This is a genomic window from Buttiauxella sp. BIGb0552 (assembly GCF_004366275.1).
In the GTDB taxonomy this organism is placed as follows: Bacteria; Pseudomonadota; Gammaproteobacteria; order Enterobacterales; family Enterobacteriaceae; genus Buttiauxella; species Buttiauxella gaviniae.
Map to the genome: position 1 here is coordinate 103,462 of NZ_SODY01000003.1, position 18,866 is coordinate 122,327.

Consider the following 18,866-nt stretch of genomic DNA (forward strand, 5'->3'; position numbering starts at 1 on the left):
AGAAATCATGACTGAGTTAACCCGCGTAAGTGCCATCAACTGGAACAATATCGAGGATGAGAAAGATCTCGAAGTGTGGAATCGCCTGACCAGCAATTTCTGGTTGCCAGAGAAAATCCCACTGTCGAACGATATTCCGGCCTGGCAATCGCTCAGCGATGAAGAACAGCAACTGACTATCCGCGTGTTTACCGGGCTGACTCTGCTGGACACTATTCAGAATACGGTTGGCGCACCGGTATTAATGAATGATGCAATAACGCCGCATGAAGAAGCCGTTTTGTCTAACGTGAGCTTTATGGAAGCGGTGCACGCCCGCTCCTATAGCTCGATTTTCTCAACGCTTTGCCAGACTAAAGATGTTGATGCGGCGTATGCGTGGAGCGAAGAAAACCCGCCACTACAACGTAAGGCGCAAATTATCCTCGCTCATTACCACGCCGATGATCCATTGAAGAAGAAAATTGCCAGCGTATTTCTGGAGTCTTTCCTCTTCTATTCTGGATTTTATTTGCCGATGTACTGGTCGAGCCGTGGCAAATTAACTAACACGGCTGACCTGATTCGCCTGATTATTCGCGACGAAGCGGTGCACGGTTATTATATCGGTTACAAATTCCAGAAAGTGCTGGCGCAGCAAAGCATTGAGCGCCAGACCGAGCTGCAAAACTTTGCCCTCGATTTGCTGATGGATCTTTACGATAACGAAGTCGCTTATACCGATGCGCTTTACGGTGATGTGGGTTGGCAGGAAGAGGTGAAAGCCTTTCTTTGCTACAACGCGAATAAGGCATTAATGAACCTGGGTTACAGCGCGCTATTCCCGCCTGAAATGGCAGAGGTGAACCCAGCGATACTGGCAGCACTCTCCCCCAATGCGGACGAGAACCACGACTTTTTCTCGGGTTCTGGCTCATCGTATGTAATGGGGAAAGCGGTGGAAACTACAGACGAAGACTGGGATTTCTAAAAACAGCCGCAGGTGCGTTGACTGCACCCGCGCCCCCCTGTCACATAGTTATCTATGCTCCTGGGGACTTGCGGCTTTGTCGCCTTTCTGCAACTCGAATTATTTTGGTTTCTTATCGTAAATTAAGCCAAATAAACCGCACATTTCTGGCGTTGATATTTTCAGTCAACACTACAAAATCGCTGTTTACATTTCCGCCTGAATATCACGCTATTCAGGCAAATTTCGCCTTCGCTTACAAAAAATATCATCTTTCTCTGATTTGCTCTCAGCCCTTTACTCATGGGAAATTCTGCCCACTCAAGCCGCGCGGATATTGGATATATCAGAAATCGAGGGTTGTCTCAGATTCTGAGTATGTTAGGGTATATGCAGTGAATATTTCCATCAGGAATTGTGTATAAATATATAAATACAGGAATAACTTTATTGCATGGCAATTAAACTTGAAGTGAAGAATTTATATAAGGTATTTGGTGAGCACCCACAGCGCGCATTTAAATATATTGAAAAGGGTATTTCAAAAGCCGAATTACTGGAAAAAACAGGGCTGTCGCTTGGCGTAAAAGACGCCAGTCTGGCAATTGAAGAAGGCGAGATTTTTGTCATCATGGGGTTATCGGGTTCCGGTAAATCCACCATGGTTCGCCTTCTCAATCGCCTGATTGAACCAACCCGTGGGCAGGTACTGATTGATGGTGTAGACATCGCTAAGATATCAGACGCACAACTGCGTGAAGTGCGTAAGAGCAAGATCTCAATGGTATTCCAGTCATTTGCTCTGATGCCCCATATGACGGTGTTAAATAACACTGCTTTCGGCATGGAATTAGCGGGAATTCCGTTAAAAGAACGTCAGGAAAAAGCTCTTGATGCATTGCGTCAGGTAGGGCTTGAAAATTATTCCCACGCTTATCCTGATGAGCTTTCTGGCGGTATGCGTCAACGTGTTGGTTTAGCCCGCGCATTGGCAATTAATCCAGATATATTATTGATGGATGAAGCCTTCTCCGCACTCGATCCATTAATTCGTACTGAAATGCAGGATGAATTAATTAAATTGCAGGCTAAACACCAACGTACCATTGTATTTATCTCCCACGATTTAGATGAAGCAATGCGTATTGGCGACCGAATTGCCATTATGCAAGGTGGTGAAGTAATACAGGTCGGCACACCGGATGAAATTCTCAATAATCCGGCAAATGATTATGTACGCACCTTCTTCCGTGGTGTGGATATTAGTCAGGTATTTAGCGCCAAAGATATTGCCCGCCGAAGCCCTGCTGGCCTGCTGCGTAAAACCGCCGGTTTTGGCCCTCGTTCTGCGCTGAAATTGCTGCAAGACGAAGATCGTGAATTCGGTTATGTCATCGAACGCGGGCAAAAATTCCTCGGTATTGTCTCGACTGACTCACTGAAAGCGGCGTTGGCTGCTGGTCAGGGTCTGGATAATGCTTACCTCGAATCTCCGGCGGCAGTTTCCGCTGATACGTCACTAAGCGATCTGCTCACCCATGTAGGCCAGGCTCCGTGCGCGGTTCCGGTCATAGGTGAAGAGAGTCAGTACGTGGGTATCATCTCAAAAGGGGTGCTGCTCCAGGCGTTAGATCGTGAGGGGGTAAGTCAATGAGTGAAGCAAATCCGTGGGATACCGGCAGTGCGGCTGCCGACACAACAACCAACCATGCCGCTGCAACTGCTGATGCGTGGGGAAGCCAGGCGGCATCCACGCCTGCGGCAAGTGGCAGTGCAGACTGGCTGAATTCAGCTCCTGCGCCACAGCCAGAACATTTTAACATTCTGGATCCGTTCCATAAGACGCTGATCCCACTCGATAGCTGGGTAACTCACGGCATCGACTGGGTGGTGACACACTTCCGCCCGGTGTTTCAGGGCATTCGCGTGCCGGTGGATTATATCCTCAGTGGCTTCCAGCACTTCTTGCTGGGGATGCCAGCACCGGTTGCCATCATTCTGTTTGCGCTGATTGCCTGGCAGATGTCGAGCCTGGGAATGGGTATCGCAACGTTGATTTCGCTGGTAGCGATTGGCGCGATTGGTGCCTGGTCACAAGCTATGGTAACGCTGGCGCTGGTACTGACGGCCCTGATGTTCTGCATGATAATCGGCCTGCCGCTGGGGATTTGGCTGGCACGCAGCGAACGGGCAGCAAAAATAATTCGCCCCTTATTGGATGCGATGCAAACCACCCCAGCGTTTGTTTATTTGGTGCCAATCGTAATGCTGTTCGGTATCGGTAACGTGCCAGGTGTGGTAGTGACGATTATCTTCGCCCTGCCACCAATTGTGCGCCTGACGATTCTGGGTATTAAGCAGGTGCCGGAAGATCTAATTGAAGCCTCGCGTTCGTTTGGCGCAAGCCCGCGCCAGATGTTGTTCAAGGTTCAGTTACCGCTGGCGATGCCGACCATAATGGCGGGCGTTAACCAGACACTGATGCTGGCACTTTCGATGGTGGTTATCGCCTCGATGATTGCCGTTGGTGGCCTGGGCCAGATGGTTCTGCGCGGTATTGGCCGCCTCGATATGGGTCTTGCGACCGTCGGCGGCGTCGGCATTGTCATTCTTGCCATTATTCTCGACCGCTTAACTCAGTCCATTGGCCGCGATTCGCGCAGCCGTGGCAACCGCCGCTGGTTCAATACCGGCCCAATTGGTCTCTTGACCCGTCCCTTCATTAAATAAGCCTGTGGCGGCATGCGTGCCGCCTCATGCCCCATCACCAAAAATAGGAATAACGATGCGACACACGACTCTTTTCGCGACAGCTCTTGCCACACTCGTTACCACCAGCACTTTTGCCGCTGACTTGCCGGGTAAAGGCATTACGGTTCAGCCAATTCAAAGCACCATTTCTGAAGAATCCTTCCAGACACAGCTTGTCAGCCGTGCCCTTGAAAAACTGGGTTACACCGTAAATACGGCAAGCGAAGTGGATTACAACGTGGGTTACACCTCGATTGCTTCTGGCGATGCCACATTTACCGCAGTGAACTGGCAGCCACTGCATGACGATATGTATGCCGCTGCGGGTGGCAGTAACAAGTTTTATCGCGAAGGCACGTATGTGACCGGCGCGGCACAGGGTTATCTCATCGATAAAAAGACCGCAGATAAATACCACATCACCAACGTTGAGCAGCTAAAAGATCCGAAGATTGCCAAACTGTTCGACAGCAACAACGATGGCAAAGCCGACATGATGGGTTGTACGCCGGGTTGGGGTTGTGAAGCGGTGATTAACCATCAGAACGAAGCCTATAAGCTGGCCGATACGGTAACGGTTAGCCACGGTAATTATTCAGCGATGATGGCGGATACCATTGCACGTTATAAAGAAGGCAAACCGGTGCTGTATTACACCTGGACGCCATACTGGGTGAGCGATGTGCTCAAACCTGGGAAAGATGTGGTGTGGTTGCAGGTGCCGTTCTCGTCCTTGCCGGGTGAGCAAAAGAATATCGACACCAAACTGCCGAATGGCGCGAACTATGGTTTCCCAGTGAACACCATGCATATCGTGGCAAACAAAGCCTGGGCCGAGAAAAACCCCCAGGCGGCGAAATTGTTTAGCCTGATGAAACTACCACTGGCGGATATCAATGCCGAGAATGCGATGATGCATAACGGTAAATCCTCAGAAGCAGATATTCAGGGCCACGTTGATGGCTGGATTAAAGCACACCAGGCGCAGTTTGATGGCTGGGTGAAAGAAGCTTTAGCCGCTAAGTAAGCCTTTGTATTAATCTGAGACCGGCCTTCTCTTCGGGAGAAGGTGAAAACCTAACCCTCTCCTGCCTGGAGAGGGTATTCCTACCAAAACAAACCGCACAATCCGACTCCTGCTTACGTTAATTTTCGTTATTATTCCCGCACCATCATCGCAAGTTGAAGAATAACAATGAAAAATACCGCCCCTGGACTTAGCCCCGCGCTTATCGTCCTGATGTCTATTGCCACGGGTTTGGCCGTTGCCAGTAACTACTACGCGCAACCGCTACTCGATACCATCGCTAATGCGTTTTCCCTTTCGATTAACCAGGCCGGATTTATTGTAACCGCCGCACAACTGGGTTATGCCGCAGGTTTGCTGTTGCTGGTGCCACTAGGCGATATGTTCGAGCGCCGCGGGTTAATTGTCTTTATGACGCTGCTTGCCGCAGGCGGCATGGTGATTGTCGCGCTGAGCCAGACGTTATGGATGATGATTCTTGGCACTGCACTCACCGGCTTGTTCTCGGTCGTTGCACAAATTCTGGTGCCGCTTGCAGCAACGCTTGCTGAACCTGCAAAGCGCGGCAAAGTGGTCGGCACGATTATGAGTGGCCTGCTGCTCGGTATTTTGCTTGCACGTACCGTTGCCGGGCTGCTGGCAAGTCTTGGTGGCTGGCGTACCGTTTACTGGGTTGCCAGTGTGCTCATGGTTTTGATGGCTTTAGCCCTGTGGCGCGGCTTGCCGAAAGTGAAGACTGAAACTCATCTGAATTATCCGCAGTTACTGTCCTCTGTATTCGGCTTGTTTATCAAAAACCCTCTATTGCGTACTCGCGCATTATTGGGCTGCCTGACGTTTGCCAACTTCAGTATCCTCTGGACATCAATGGCATTTCTGCTGGCATCGCCGCCATTTAACTTCTCGGATGGGATGATTGGCCTGTTTGGCCTCGCGGGTGCAGCGGGTGCGCTGGGTGCCCGTCCGGCGGGTGGATTTGCAGATAAAGGTAAAGCACATCTCACCACAACCATTGGGCTGGTGCTGCTGCTGCTGTCGTGGATTGCGACCGCAATGGGGCAGTATTCAGTCATCGCGCTAATCATTGGCATTCTGGTGCTGGATTTAACGGTTCAGGGTGTGCATATCACTAACCAAACCGTTATCTATCGCATGATGCCGGATGCACGAAATCGCTTAACCGCCGGTTACATGACCAGCTACTTTATTGGTGGCGCCGCAGGTTCAGTCATTTCTGCCAGTGCATATCAACATGCTGGATGGAATGGCGTTTGCGCAGCAGGTGCCATCATCGCCCTACTAAATTTAGTAGTGTGGTGGCGTGGCTATCACCGTCAGCCGTGATGGCTCTAATCCTTTACATTCCCCTTGAATAATTTGGGGTATTAAGGGTCGTACCAGTCTGTTAAGGTTATCCCTGTTTGTTCATTCGAGTGACATTAACGTCAGAAATAGATAAATAGTTAATATGGATAGTCCTGCAACAGATCACTTAAATACTAACCAAAATGATGCTACCTGGGTTGAAGGGCTGAAAGACAGTTTACCGATTGTCATCAGTTATATCCCGGTAGCATTCGCGTTTGGGCTGAATGCCACAAAGCTAGGATTTACCCCATTCGAAAGTCTATTTTTCTCCTGCATTATTTATGCAGGCGCTAGCCAGTTTGTTATTACCGCATTGCTGGCTGCGGGTAGCTCGCTATGGGTGGCAGCATTAACAGTAATGGCAATGGATGTGCGCCACGTCTTATACGGCCCTTCCCTGCGCCAACGAATCACTCGCCAGTTAAGTAAACCTAAAACCGCGATTTGGGCCTTTGGCCTGACCGACGAAGTGTTTGCTGCCGCAACAGCGAAACTGGTCCGTGATAATCGTCGCTGGAGCGAAAACTGGATGATCGGTATCGCATTCAGCTCCTGGTTTTCATGGATTCTGGGTACGGCGCTGGGTTCCTGGTCCGGAAATGGCTTGCTGGATAACTTCCCGGCAGTAGAAGCAGCGCTAGGTTTTATGCTGCCTGCCCTATTTCTGAGCTTCTTGCTGGCGTCATTCCAGCGTAAGCAATCCTGGATCGTGACCGCATCGCTTGCTGGTGCACTATTGGACGTCACGCTGATTTCGATTCCTGCTGCGATTTTTGCAGGCATTGCGTGTGGATGCCTGGCGGCGTTAGTGCAGGCGTTTTATCAAGGAGAACCGGGATGAGTACACAAGTACTTTTGCTGGGTCTGCTGGTCGGGCTTGCGAACTACCTGTTCCGTTATTTGCCTCTGCGAATCAGGGCAAATTCGACACGTCCAGCCAAACTTGGTGCGACAGGCGTGCTGCTCGATAGTATTGGCATTGCATCAATTTGCGCCCTGCTGGTGGTCTCAAGTGTGCCTGAGATCATGCACGATGCGCAGCGTCTGGTCCCAACGCTTATGGGCTTTATCATTCTCGGGCTGAGCTTTTATAAAACTCGCAGCATTATTATCCCGACGTTATTAAGTGCTCTGGGTTATGGATTAACCTGGAAACTCATGATGGTGATCGCCGTCTGACGATTAAAAAACGTATAAACAATACATTTACTTTATTTGTCACCATCGTTATTATATCGACCGCAACTAATGAGGTTATGCCAAAATGGATAGTTCGTTTACGCCCATTGAACAAATGCTAAAATTTCGCGCCAAACGCTACGAAGAATTCCCATACCAGGAAGTCCTTCTGACGCGCCTGTGCATGCACATGCAAGGCAAGCTTTTGGAAAACCGCAATAAGATGCTGAAAGCTCAGGGCATTAACGAGACGCTATTTATGGCGTTGATCACTCTTGAATCTCAGGAAAACCATAGCATCCAGCCTTCTGAACTAAGCTGTGCTTTAGGTTCTTCTCGAACCAACGCGACCCGAATTGCCGATGAGCTGGAAAAGCGTGGCTGGATTGAACGCCGTGAAAGCGATAACGATCGCCGCTGCCTGCATCTGCATTTGACCGAAAAAGGTCAGGAATTCATACGTCAGGTGTTACCACCGCAACACCACTGCCTGCATGAGCTGTGGTCTGCGCTGAGCGGTACGGAGAAAGAGCAGTTGGAAAATATTACCCGCAAACTGCTGACCCGCCTTGATGAAATGGACGAAAACCAGACTGTACTTGAAGCCGTGCGCTAAGTGCTGTCATCGCGTGAAATCGTAATACCCCAAAAAAGATGAATACCGACAGGCCAGCAACTCACCTTGCTGGCCTGTTGGGTCTAACAGGTCGGCTCAGCCGATCACTATAATAAAAAAGTGTGGAGATAAGCATGAGCGCACATGCGGAGACTCAAACCCCGCAACAGCCGGGTAACAAGAAAGGCAAACGTAAAGGTGCCTTACTTGTGTTGACCTTGCTGTTTGTAATTATTGCTGTGGCATATGGGATTTATTGGTTTTTGGTGTTACGTCACTACGAAAATACGGATGATGCGTATGTGGCCGGTAATCAGGTACAGATAATGTCCCAGGTTTCCGGAAGCGTAACCAAAGTTTGGGCTGAAAATACCGACTTCGTTAAACAGGGCGATGTTCTGGTAACGTTAGACCAGGCTGACGCTGAGCAAGCTTTTGAGCAGGCACAAACCGTGCTGGCTTCAAGCGTGCGCCAGACACGTCAGTTAATGATTAATAGTAAGCAGTTGCAGGCCAATATTGAGCTGCAAAAGACTTCGCTTGCTCAAGCTCAAAGCGACCTTAATCGCCGCGTACCTTTGGGTAACGCAAACCTGATTGGCCGTGAAGAATTGCAACACGCCCGAGATGCCGTCGCGACGGCTCAAGCGCAACTGGATGTTGCCATTCAACAATACAATGCAAACCAGGCCATGGTTCTGGGTAGCAAACTCGAAGAGCAGCCAAGTGTTAAACAAGCGGCTGCCGAGTTGCGTAACGCATGGATGGCGCTAGCCCGCACAAAAATTGTAAGCCCAATGACCGGCTATGTTTCACGCCGCGTTGTTCAGGTTGGTGCGCAAATAAGCCCAACAACTCCTCTGATGGCTATCGTGCCAGCAAGTGGTTTGTGGGTCGATGCGAACTTTAAAGAGACGCAGCTTGCGCATATACGTATCGGCCAACCTGCAACGGTTGTCAGTGATATTTACGGCGATAAAATTGAATACACTGGCAAGGTCGTAGGCCTGGACATGGGCACCGGCAGCGCGTTTTCACTGCTCCCGGCGCAAAACGCTACCGGCAACTGGATCAAAGTCGTTCAGCGCCTGCCAGTACGTATTGAGCTTGATGCGAAGCAACTTCAAGAACATCCGCTACGTATTGGCCTATCCACATTAGTTACCGTGGATACCAGCAACCGTGAAGGCAGTATTCTGGCTAACGAGACGCGTCACTCTCCGGTGTATGAAAGTAACGCGCGCGAACTTAACCTGGCACCTGCTAATGAGTTGATTAATAACATCATCCAGGCCAATGCGGGTTAACAAAGCGGAGGTTGTATGGCACAACAAAAACCGCTAGAAGGGGCACCGCTGGTCATCATGACCATCGCCTTGTCATTGGCGACCTTTATGCAGGTGCTGGATTCTACCATCGCCAACGTGGCCATTCCGACCATTGCCGGTAACCTTGGCTCGTCTCTGAGCCAGGGGACCTGGGTTATCACTTCATTTGGGGTGGCCAACGCCATCTCAATTCCTATCACCGGGTGGCTTGCTAAGCGCTTTGGTGAAGTGAAGTTGTTTATGTGGTCGACGATTCTGTTCGTGCTGGCTTCATGGGCTTGCGGCGTGTCCAAAAGTCTGGAGATGCTGATCTTCTTCCGCGTTATCCAGGGGATCGTTGCCGGGCCGTTGATTCCGCTTTCGCAAAGCCTGCTGCTCAATAACTACCCGCCTGCTAAGCGAAGTATCGCGCTGGCGCTGTGGTCGATGACGGTTATCGTGGCGCCGATTTGTGGGCCAATTCTCGGTGGTTTTATCAGTGATAACTACCACTGGGGTTGGATCTTCTTTATTAACGTGCCGATCGGGGCGGTGGTTGTTCTGCTGACGATGCAAACGCTGCGTGGCCGTGAAACCAAAACCGAGCAGCGCCGTATTGATGCCATCGGCCTTGCGCTGCTGGTGGTGGGGATTGGTAGCCTGCAAATCATGCTCGACCGCGGTAAAGAGCTGGATTGGTTTAACTCAACGGAAGTGGTCGTTCTGACAATCGTCGCGGTGGTGACGATTAGTTTCTTGATTGTCTGGGAGCTAACGGACGACAACCCGATAGTCGACTTGTCGTTGTTTAAGTCGCGAAACTTCACCATTGGTTGCTTGTGTATCAGTCTCGCTTACATGCTCTACTTCGGCGCAATTGTGTTGCTGCCGCAGCTGTTGCAGGAGGTATATGGCTACACGGCAACCTGGGCAGGTCTGGCATCGGCACCGGTCGGACTTCTTCCTGTATTGCTGTCGCCGATTATCGGGCGTTTTGCTCATAAGCTCGATATGCGACGGCTGGTGACGTTCAGCTTTATTATGTACGCCGTCTGTTTCTACTGGCGTGCATATACCTTCGAGCCGGGAATGGATTTCGGCGCGTCGGCCTGGCCGCAGTTTATTCAGGGCTTCGCCGTGGCATGCTTCTTTATGCCACTGACGACAATTACGCTTTCCGGGCTACCGCCTGAGCGTATGGCGGCTGCATCGAGTTTGTCGAACTTTACCCGAACCCTTGCCGGTTCGATTGGTACATCGATAACCACGACGCTGTGGACTAACCGCGAGGCGTTACACCATTCGCAGTTAACGGAGTCCGTTTCACCGTTTAACCCGAATGCGCAGGAGATGTATTCAAAACTGGAAAATCTGGGGATGTCGCCGCAACAAGCCTCTGGCTATATTGCGCAGCAGATTACCAATCAGGGGCTGATTATCTCAGCCAATGAGATTTTCTGGGTTTCTGCAGGAATATTTATTCTGTTGCTGGGTCTAATCTGGTTTGCCAGACCACCGTTTGGTGCCGGTGGTGGTGGTGGCGGAGCGCACTAAGTCAGAAAGAATGTCAGAAATACAAAAGGGGCCGATTGGCCCCTTTTGCTATTGGCGCTTACGCCTAATCAGAACTAGATATGCAGCTCTTTGAGTGTCTCTTTCGGCAGAGCCAGCTCTTCGTTGCTGTTTACGCTTACGCCATGCTCAAGGATATGACGGGCGATATCTTGCGCTTCTTCCAGCGAGTGCATGTGGTAAGTGCCACACTGGTAAACGTTCAGCTCTGGGATCTGGTTTTGCTCTTTCACCTTCAGCACATCTTCCATTGCCGCTTTCCATGCATCGGCAACGAGCGTCTCATCAGGCACACCAATCAGGCTCATGTAGAAGCCCGTGCGGCAGCCCATTGGTGAAATATCAATAATCTCTACGCCATTTCCATTCAGGTGGTCACGCATAAAACCAGCAAACAGGTGTTCAAGAGTATGAATACCTTTTTCTGGCATCACTTCCTTGTTCGGGATGCAAAAACGCAGATCAAATACAGTGATAGTATCGCCATGAGGCGTATGCATCGTTTTCGCTACACGCACTGCTGGTGCGCCCATGCGGGTATGGTCAACTGTGAAGCTATCCAACAACGGCATCTGATCACCTCCGATAAGTGATTTTTTTAAAAATAAAATGAACCATTCTTTCTCACACTACTCTGAATATATGAAAGACGCGCATTTGTTATCATCATCCCTTATTCAGAGATGTATATTTTGGCCACACTGATTGTGGCCTTTTTCTTTTCTACTAAGCGTGTTTCTCAAGCCACACATCAAACGGCTCGGTATCACTGGCTTCGATGTCTCGCTGGCGCTGCCATGAAGCATCATGTTCTTTCTGCAACACGTCTTCGGTCAAAATCTCCAGCGGCTCTTGTGTCAGCATCTGACGATACTGCTCAGCCAACGCAAGCCCGGTTCCGCCAATGCCATTATCAATCATAGACCGCAGAATGCGTGCCGAGTACGTTAATTCCGGATCGTCAAAACAGGCGACCAGCTGATCACAAACGTCCTGATATTCGCTATTGCCCGCAATACCATCCAGCGTTTCGGCTACACGGCGTAAATCTGTGAACAAATCTTTGCCCACTTTAGCCAGCGGATGCTGCGCGGTTTCACAACCTATACCCAGTGTCAGGCCTGGTTTGCGGCCTTCCAGAATCACACGATTCCAGTTTGTGCGGGTGCAAAGCAATTCGTCACTGCTCATTTCAGGCGCATCAGCCAGCACACACCAAATCATGAACAGGTCGAGGAAACGAACCTGCTGCTCATCAACACCAATTGGTGAGAACGGATTGATATCAAGTGAACGCACTTCAATATATTCAATCCCGCCGCGCATCAATGCATCAGAAGGCGACTCACCCGGCCCTGTAACGCGTTTAGGGCGAATAGGTGCATAGAGTTCATTTTCAATTTGCAGCACGTTGGTGTTGATTTGAAGGCGCTTGCCATCTTTCTCAACGCCCATCTGTGCATACTCTTCCGATGGCGTTTTAATCGCACGCTTCAGCCCGGCGACATAAGTCTCCAGATCGTTAAACGTAATACCAAGGTTACTCTGGGATTTATTGGTGTAGCCCAAGTCGCTCAGTCGCAATGAAGTCGCATATGGCAGGTAATTCATGCCACATTCGGTTTTTTCAAATGGCAGTGCGCTTTCTTTCCCTTGCAGGAAGGAAGAACAAATCGCCGGCGATGCCCCGAACAAATATGGGATAACCCAACCAAAACGGTAATAGTTGCGAATCAGGCGGAAATATCCGGCGGAAATCGCTTCTTTGCCGCTTTCAGCATCTTCAACACCCAGACGCGCCTGCCAGAACTCCAGCGGCAGCGAAAAGTTGTAGTGCACACCCGAAATAGTCTGCATCAACGCACCGTAACGGTTTTTCAAACCTTCGCGGTATAACGTTTTAAAACGCCCGTTGTTGGACGAGCCATACTGCGCCAGCTCGATATTCTGACCATCGTTGATATAACACGGCATGCTCAGCGGCCACATACGCTCATCACCCAGTTCACGGGCTGTATGGCGATGGAGATCGCGCATGAATGACAGCATATGGTCGATATCACCATCAACTGGAGTAATAAACTCCAGTAGCGCTTCCGCGAAATCAGTCGTGATCCATTTATGTGTCAGCGCTGAACCAAGGCTTTCCGGGTGGCCCGTTGTTGCCAACTGACCATCTGGTGTGACTCGCAGCGTTTCACGCTCAAGACCACGACAAATACCTTTAACTGCCTGAGGATGCTGTTCAAGCCAGGCCAGCGCCTGTGATACGTTCGGGATCAAATTGACCTCCCGCCTGTCGAATTCATTTTTATTAAGCATAATTGTTTTAAATGGCGATGATAATTATACCCTTTAGATTTCGAGCTGCAGGAAGGCGGCAAGAGAGCAAATCACCAGAAGCTTACTAGAGTAAGTGACTGGGGTTTGCGATTGCAGCCAACACACCTGCAGCTAGAAAGATAATAGGTATATCAGTCCATGCAATTAGTGCCACCACGCCATGCCTTGAACCGTTGCAGCCGCTACAACGATATAGCGAAGCGCTTTACCAAGGCATAAAAAAAAGATTACCGGTCCCCAGCTCATTCGTAATAAGCCAGCCAACAGGCACAGCAGATCGCCGAGTAACGGCATCCAACTGAGTAATAATGTTGCCGGTCCGAAACGTACCAGCCAGCCAGTCGCTTTCCCATGCCAGCGCGATTGTTCCCGCAATGGAAAAAAACGCCCCAGAATAACGTTAGTTAAGCCACCAAGGCTATTACCCATTGTTGCTATTAAGATGAGTAACCAGGTTGGGCCAGAGCCTGCAACTAATAGTGCTACCAGCACCACTTCGGAACTTCCTGGCAATAACGTAGCGCTTAGAAAGCTACTGGTAAATAATGAAAAAAGTGATAGTCCTTCACTCACAGCAAACGGACGTCCACGCCATCCATTCCCGCCGCTCTTGCAGCTTCCAGGCCAAAATCTGCATCTTCAAACACCACACATTTATTTGGTGCGACACCCATTAATTCAGCGCACAGCAAAAAAGTATCGGGAGCAGGTTTGTGATTTTTGACATGGTCTGCGGCAACAACAGCTGAGAAATACTGCCGTAAGCCTAAATGGTTGAGCAGCGCTTCGGCGATATCGCTTTCACTGCCCGTACCCACAGCCATTGGGCGACGCCCATGCCAGCATTTGACTACATCAATAAGGGGAAGTGGGCGCACCGTATCAAGAAGCATAGCTCTCACAGCTTGCGTCTTTTCTTGCGCCAGGCGATGAGGGTCAAGATCTGCACGATTGAGTTCGATAATTGCCTGCGCAATACGCCAGGTAGGTGAACCATTCAACGCAACCATTGCTTGTTCGTCGAACTGCATGCCATAGCCTGCCAGCGTCTCACGCCACGCCTTGCGATGTGTAGGTTCGGTATCGAGGATGGTTCCGTCCATATCGAAAATTAGACCTTCGTAACGTTCGTACATCTCATCCCTCACATCACTCAATATTGAGGCGTTACTTTATCGTAAACCAATAATATTGTCGCTTATTTGTAATTGAGATGGTTCAGAAGGTGACTAATGGGTAAATATGGCATTATAGGGGATTTTGTTTTTGAAATTCAGGAGGTAAAACTTGGGGAGAAAATGGTGCACCCAGGAAGATTACTCGCCGAAGGCTCGCCCTTCGGGCCGTTGCTGAAGCAACGTTATCTTCCCTTGTGCTTGCTGAGAAATCGAATTTCTCTGAAGCGCTACCATTGCTGGTATTTAGGGGAAATATGGTGCACCCAGGAAGATTCGAACTTCCGACCGCTCGGTTCGTAGCCGAGTACTCTATCCAGCTGAGCTATGGGTGCATCGGGGTACTGCTTTTGACTTCTGTCTTAATATTACTGAACTTGCCGTAATATTGAAGAAGAATGGTGCACCCAGGAAGATTCGAACTTCCGACCGCTCGGTTCGTAGCCGAGTACTCTATCCAGCTGAGCTATGGGTGCATAGGANNNNCGTAATATTGAAGAAGAATGGTGCACCCAGGAAGATTCGAACTTCCGACCGCTCGGTTCGTAGCCGAGTACTCTATCCAGCTGAGCTATGGGTGCATCGAGGTACTGCTTTTGACTTCTGTCTCAATATTACTGAACTTGCCGTAATATTGAAGAAGAATGGTGCACCCAGGAAGATTCGAACTTCCGACCGCTCGGTTCGTAGCCGAGTACTCTATCCAGCTGAGCTATGGGTGCACAGGATTACTTCTTTTACTGCTGACTTAATGCTGTTTGTTGCTCTAAACAACATCAAACTAGATGGTGCATCCTGAGAGTTACTCACGGTGCTTGCCCAAACGGGCCGTTGCTAAAGCAACGTTTTTCTCCCTGTCGCTCCTTAAGAAATTAACTTTCTTTGGAACACTACCGGCGCAAAATGGTAGTAGGAAGAATGGTGCACCCAGGAAGATTCGAACTTCCGACCGCTCGGTTCGTAGCCGAGTACTCTATCCAGCTGAGCTATGGGTGCAAAATGGCGGTGAGGCGGGGATTCGAACCCCGGATGCAGCTTTTGACCGCATACTCCCTTAGCAGGGGAGCGCCTTCAGCCTCTCGGCCACCTCACCACACGCCTCTTTCGAGGTGTACCGTTGAACTTGTTTCTGCTCATCGGCACTGCGTGGCGCACATATTACTTTCCTGCACTTATAAGTCAAACAATTTTTCCCAACTAATAATCAATTGCACACTTCACGCACAATAAGGCCGAATTGACAGCAAAAAGAGTGTTTTATCAACAGGCAGGATAAGGGTAATAGCTAAAAGGAAGCGTTCGGGATGAATAAGAAATTATGGGGATAACGAGAAATGAAGGGAGTATTGCGGGATAAAGCGAAGAAAAGGGTGCGCTAAAGGAAGCGTCTCGCTAGTGATTAGCGAGACGCAGTAACTTTAGTAACTCGTTTGTTGCGATTTTTCAGCCTGGATACGTTGGTAGATCTCTTCACGGTGAACAGAAACTTCCTTAGGGGCATTAACACCAATACGAACTTGGTTACCTTTTACCCCAAGCACTGTCACGGTCACCTCATCCCCAATCATGAGGGTCTCACCAACTCGACGAGTTAGAATCAGCATTCTTTGCTCCTTGAAAGATTAAAAGAGTCGGGTCTCTCTGTATCCCGGCATTCTCCATCATATACGCCAAAAAGTAAGTGGTGACAAACACATAAACTGTCAATGACCACAACATTACCTTCTGATATGACTAAGTCTAGCCGATATACGCAACTTTAACCTGACTTTATCATTATTGAGTGTGTGCAGATTAAGAAGACGCCATAACCTGAATGAGTTATGGCGTCTGTCTGCACTTTATTTTTTTACTTAGAGCTTAGCCGCGACCCAGGCTTCAACACCGGCCAGAGCACCTGGTAATGCTGCCGTGTCTGTACCACCTGCCTGAGCCATATCTGGACGACCGCCCCCTTTGCCTCCGACTTGCTGAGCGATAACCCCAATCAGCTCCCCCGCTTTCACACGGTCGGTCACATCTTTAGAGACACCCACAATCAGAGAAACTTTACCTTCTGATACCGTCGCCAAAACGATGATTGCCGAACCCAGCTGATTTTTCAGATCATCAACCATAGTACGCAACATCTTCGGTTCGACGTTGGCGAGCTCACTCACGAGGAGTTTCACGCCTTTTACATCGACAGCTTTGCTGGAAAGGTTTGCACTCTCCTGCACCGCCTGCTGTTCTTTCAACTGCTGCAACTCTTTCTCGAGCTGACGGGTACGCTCCAGTACCGAACGCACTTTTTCGTTCAGGTTCTGGCTGTCACCTTTAAGCAGTTGAGCAATATCCTGTAGTTGTTCGCTCTGTGCATGCAGGTTTGCCAGCGCACCTTCACCTGTTACAGCTTCGATACGACGTACGCCTGCAGCGGTACCGGATTCCGCAACAATACGGAACAGGCCAATATCACCAGTGCGATTTGCGTGAATGCCGCCACACAGTTCAGTTGAGAAATCACCCATGCTCAACACGCGCACATGGTCATCATATTTCTCACCAAACAGCGCCATTGCACCTTTAGCTTTAGCAGCTTCCAGATCCATGACGTTGGTTTCGATCGGCAGGTTGCGACGAATCTGTGCGTTGACGATATCTTCTACCGCACGCACTTCTGTAGGTTTCATTCCCTCAAAATGAGAGAAGTCAAAACGCAGGCCTTTATCGTTAACCAAAGAACCTTTCTGCGCGACATGCGTGCCAAGTACCTGACGCAGTGCTGCGTGCAGCAAGTGAGTTGCAGAGTGGTTCAGACGAATACGCGAACGTCGCTCTTCATCAACTTCAGCTTTTACGCTATCGCCCACTTTCACAACACCAGAAACGAGCTTGCCCAGATGACCGATCGCCTGACCATATTTCTGCGTATCGTTAACAGCAAAGTCTATGCCGTTACCCTTAATCGCGCCTTTATCACCGACCTGGCCGCCAGACTCCGCATAGAATGGGGTCTCATTGAGCACCACAACAGCTTCTTGCCCGGCAGTAATTTGTTCAACAGCTTTGCCATCAACAAATAGCGCGGTGACTTTAGCAGTTAAATCAGTGCGGTCGTAACCTTTAAACGCTGTGGTTGAATCAACGCGGATCATACTGTTGTAGTCAGCGCCAAAGCCGCTGGACTCACGCGCACGACGGCGTTGTTCTTCCATCGCAGCTTCAAAGCCTGCTTCATCAACTTTCAGGTTACGCTCACGGCAAACATCCGCCGTCAGGTCAACCGGGAAACCGTAGGTGTCATACAGACGGAAAGCAGTTTCGCCATCCAGAGTATCACCCTTCAGATTAGCCAGTTCTTCATCCAGCAATGCCAGACCACGCTCAAGCGTGCGAGCAAACTGCTCTTCTTCGGTTTTCAGAACTTGTTCAACCAACGCTTGCTGACGATGCAGTTCTTCACCCGCAGCACCCATGACTTCAACTAATGGGCCAACCAGTTTGTAGAAGAAGGTTTCTTTCGCGCCCAACATGTTGCCATGGCGGATTGCACGACGAATGATGCGGCGCAGCACATAGCCACGGCCTTCGTTCGACGGAGTCACGCCATCAGAAACAAGGAATGCGCAAGAGCGAATATGGTCAGCGATAACACGCAGCGATTTGCTGGTCAGATCGGTAGCACCTGTCACTTTAGCAACAGACTGGATCAACTTGCTGAACAGGTCGATTTCATAGTTGGAATTAACGTGTTGCAGAACTGCAGCAATACGTTCCAGACCCATACCAGTATCAACAGACGGCTTAGGCAGTGGCAGCATAGTGCCATCCTGCTGACGGTTGAACTGCATGAACACAAGGTTCCAGATTTCGATATAGCGGTCACCATCTTCTTCAGCGCTGCCCGGAGGGCCGCCCCAAATATGGTCGCCGTGGTCAAAGAAGATTTCGGTACATGGGCCGCATGGGCCGGTATCACCCATCTGCCAGAAGTTGTCAGATGCATATGCAGCACCTTTATTATCGCCAATGCGAATAATGCGCTCGCGTGGCACGCCAACTTCTTTTTCCCAGATTTCAAACGCTTCGTCGTCAGTCTCGTAAACAGTGACCCAAAGACGATCTTTTGGCAGATTAAACCACTGTTCGCCGGTCAATAATTCCCATGCGAAGTTAATGGCATCATGTTTGAAGTAATCACCGAAGCTGAAGTTACCCAGCATTTCAAAGAAAGTATGGTGACGGGCAGTGTAACCGACGTTTTCCAGATCATTGTGCTTACCACCGGCGCGGACACAACGCTGAGACGTTGTTGCACGGGAATAATTACGCTTGTCGAGACCAAGGAAAACATCCTTGAACTGATTCATCCCGGCATTGGTAAACAGCAAAGTAGGATCGTTATTCGGAACCAGGGAGCTACTCGCTACAACCTGGTGACCTTTACTATGGAAAAAATCGAGAAACGCCTGACGGATCTCAGCGGTGCTCTTGCTCATAATTATCCTGAAATCAAGCTAACGAGGAGTTGCAAACCGGGTGTAGCCAATTTTAATGCTTTGGCCGTAACCTGTTTACCTGGAAAAAGTGGGAATAA

At 49.7% G+C, this 18,866-nt stretch carries 16 protein-coding genes and 6 tRNA genes; 10 read left to right on the forward strand and 12 right to left on the reverse strand.

Annotated features, from left to right (window positions below):
- Nucleotides 1–7 precede the first annotated feature (7 nt).
- From nrdF to emrB, 10 genes are all read left to right on the forward strand, one after another.
- On the forward strand, nt 8–970 hold the full coding sequence (nrdF, locus tag EDF88_RS09510; RefSeq protein ID WP_134184357.1) for a class 1b ribonucleoside-diphosphate reductase subunit beta: 963 nt from the start codon (nt 8–10) through the stop codon (nt 968–970).
- Between the two features lie 433 nt (nt 971–1,403).
- Nucleotides 1,404–2,603: a glycine betaine/L-proline ABC transporter ATP-binding protein ProV gene (gene proV / locus EDF88_RS09515; RefSeq protein ID WP_064513268.1), complete on the forward strand. Its 1,200-nt coding sequence runs from the start codon at nt 1,404–1,406 to the stop codon at nt 2,601–2,603.
- On the forward strand, nt 2,600–3,679 hold the full coding sequence (gene proW / locus EDF88_RS09520) for a glycine betaine/L-proline ABC transporter permease ProW (RefSeq protein WP_064513270.1): 1,080 nt from the start codon (nt 2,600–2,602) through the stop codon (nt 3,677–3,679). The genes proV and proW overlap by 4 nt, the downstream gene beginning before the upstream one ends.
- A gap of 55 nt (nt 3,680–3,734) precedes the next feature.
- Nucleotides 3,735–4,727, forward strand: coding sequence for a glycine betaine/L-proline ABC transporter substrate-binding protein ProX (proX, locus tag EDF88_RS09525; protein ID WP_064513271.1), 993 nt, complete (start codon nt 3,735–3,737; stop codon nt 4,725–4,727).
- A gap of 168 nt (nt 4,728–4,895) precedes the next feature.
- Nucleotides 4,896–6,071 (forward strand): MFS transporter, encoded by a 1,176-nt coding sequence (locus tag EDF88_RS09530; protein WP_134184359.1) that lies wholly within the window; start codon nt 4,896–4,898, stop codon nt 6,069–6,071.
- Nucleotides 6,072–6,195: 124 nt separating this feature from the next.
- Complete coding sequence (locus tag EDF88_RS09535; protein WP_134184361.1) at nt 6,196–6,936, forward strand: AzlC family ABC transporter permease; 741 nt, start codon at nt 6,196–6,198, stop codon at nt 6,934–6,936.
- The gene (ygaH, locus tag EDF88_RS09540; protein ID WP_134184363.1) at nt 6,933–7,274 is read left to right on the forward strand and encodes an L-valine transporter subunit YgaH; all 342 of its coding nucleotides are present in this window, start codon (nt 6,933–6,935) and stop codon (nt 7,272–7,274) included. Before EDF88_RS09535 ends, ygaH begins: the two co-directional genes overlap by 4 nt.
- An 85-nt stretch (nt 7,275–7,359) precedes the next feature.
- Entirely contained in the window at nt 7,360–7,890 is a 531-nt protein-coding gene (gene mprA / locus EDF88_RS09545) for a transcriptional repressor MprA (protein WP_064513278.1), read from the forward strand.
- 134 nt (nt 7,891–8,024) lie between these two features.
- A complete protein-coding gene (emrA, locus tag EDF88_RS09550; protein ID WP_064513280.1) occupies nt 8,025–9,197 on the forward strand; it encodes a multidrug efflux MFS transporter periplasmic adaptor subunit EmrA in 1,173 nt (390 codons plus the stop codon).
- A gap of 15 nt (nt 9,198–9,212) precedes the next feature.
- Nucleotides 9,213–10,751, forward strand: coding sequence for a multidrug efflux MFS transporter permease subunit EmrB (gene emrB / locus EDF88_RS09555; RefSeq protein ID WP_134184365.1), 1,539 nt, complete (start codon nt 9,213–9,215; stop codon nt 10,749–10,751).
- Between the two features lie 74 nt (nt 10,752–10,825).
- Here emrB and luxS read toward each other — a convergent pair whose 3' ends face one another.
- The 12 genes from luxS to alaS all read right to left on the reverse strand — a co-directional run bounded on the left by luxS (nt 10,826) and on the right by alaS (nt 18,768).
- Complete coding sequence (gene luxS, locus EDF88_RS09560) at nt 10,826–11,341, reverse strand: S-ribosylhomocysteine lyase (protein ID WP_134184367.1); 516 nt, start codon at nt 11,339–11,341, stop codon at nt 10,826–10,828.
- A 154-nt stretch (nt 11,342–11,495) separates the two neighbouring features.
- Nucleotides 11,496–13,052, reverse strand: a complete 1,557-nt coding sequence (gshA, locus tag EDF88_RS09565) for a glutamate--cysteine ligase (protein ID WP_134184369.1) — start codon at nt 13,050–13,052, stop codon at nt 11,496–11,498.
- A 204-nt stretch (nt 13,053–13,256) separates the two neighbouring features.
- The gene (locus EDF88_RS09570) at nt 13,257–13,685 is read right to left on the reverse strand and encodes a YqaA family protein (RefSeq protein ID WP_134184371.1); all 429 of its coding nucleotides are present in this window, start codon (nt 13,683–13,685) and stop codon (nt 13,257–13,259) included.
- Nucleotides 13,682–14,248, reverse strand: coding sequence for a fructose-1-phosphate/6-phosphogluconate phosphatase (gene yqaB / locus EDF88_RS09575; protein WP_134184373.1), 567 nt, complete (start codon nt 14,246–14,248; stop codon nt 13,682–13,684). The genes EDF88_RS09570 and yqaB overlap by 4 nt, the downstream gene beginning before the upstream one ends.
- A gap of 297 nt (nt 14,249–14,545) precedes the next feature.
- Nucleotides 14,546–14,622, reverse strand: a tRNA-Arg gene (locus EDF88_RS09580).
- A 64-nt stretch (nt 14,623–14,686) separates the two neighbouring features.
- A tRNA-Arg gene (locus EDF88_RS09585) sits at nt 14,687–14,763 on the reverse strand.
- A gap of 28 nt (nt 14,764–14,791) precedes the next feature.
- A tRNA-Arg gene (locus tag EDF88_RS09590) sits at nt 14,792–14,868 on the reverse strand.
- A gap of 64 nt (nt 14,869–14,932) precedes the next feature.
- Nucleotides 14,933–15,009: transfer RNA gene (locus EDF88_RS09595), tRNA-Arg, on the reverse strand.
- A 197-nt stretch (nt 15,010–15,206) separates the two neighbouring features.
- Nucleotides 15,207–15,283 (reverse strand) — tRNA-Arg (locus tag EDF88_RS09600).
- A gap of 4 nt (nt 15,284–15,287) precedes the next feature.
- Nucleotides 15,288–15,380: transfer RNA gene (locus EDF88_RS09605), tRNA-Ser, on the reverse strand.
- Between the two features lie 325 nt (nt 15,381–15,705).
- The gene (csrA, locus tag EDF88_RS09610) at nt 15,706–15,891 is read right to left on the reverse strand and encodes a carbon storage regulator CsrA (protein ID WP_013574027.1); all 186 of its coding nucleotides are present in this window, start codon (nt 15,889–15,891) and stop codon (nt 15,706–15,708) included.
- A gap of 249 nt (nt 15,892–16,140) precedes the next feature.
- Complete coding sequence (gene alaS, locus EDF88_RS09615) at nt 16,141–18,768, reverse strand: alanine--tRNA ligase (protein WP_134184375.1); 2,628 nt, start codon at nt 18,766–18,768, stop codon at nt 16,141–16,143.
- Nucleotides 18,769–18,866: the final 98 nt, after the last annotated feature.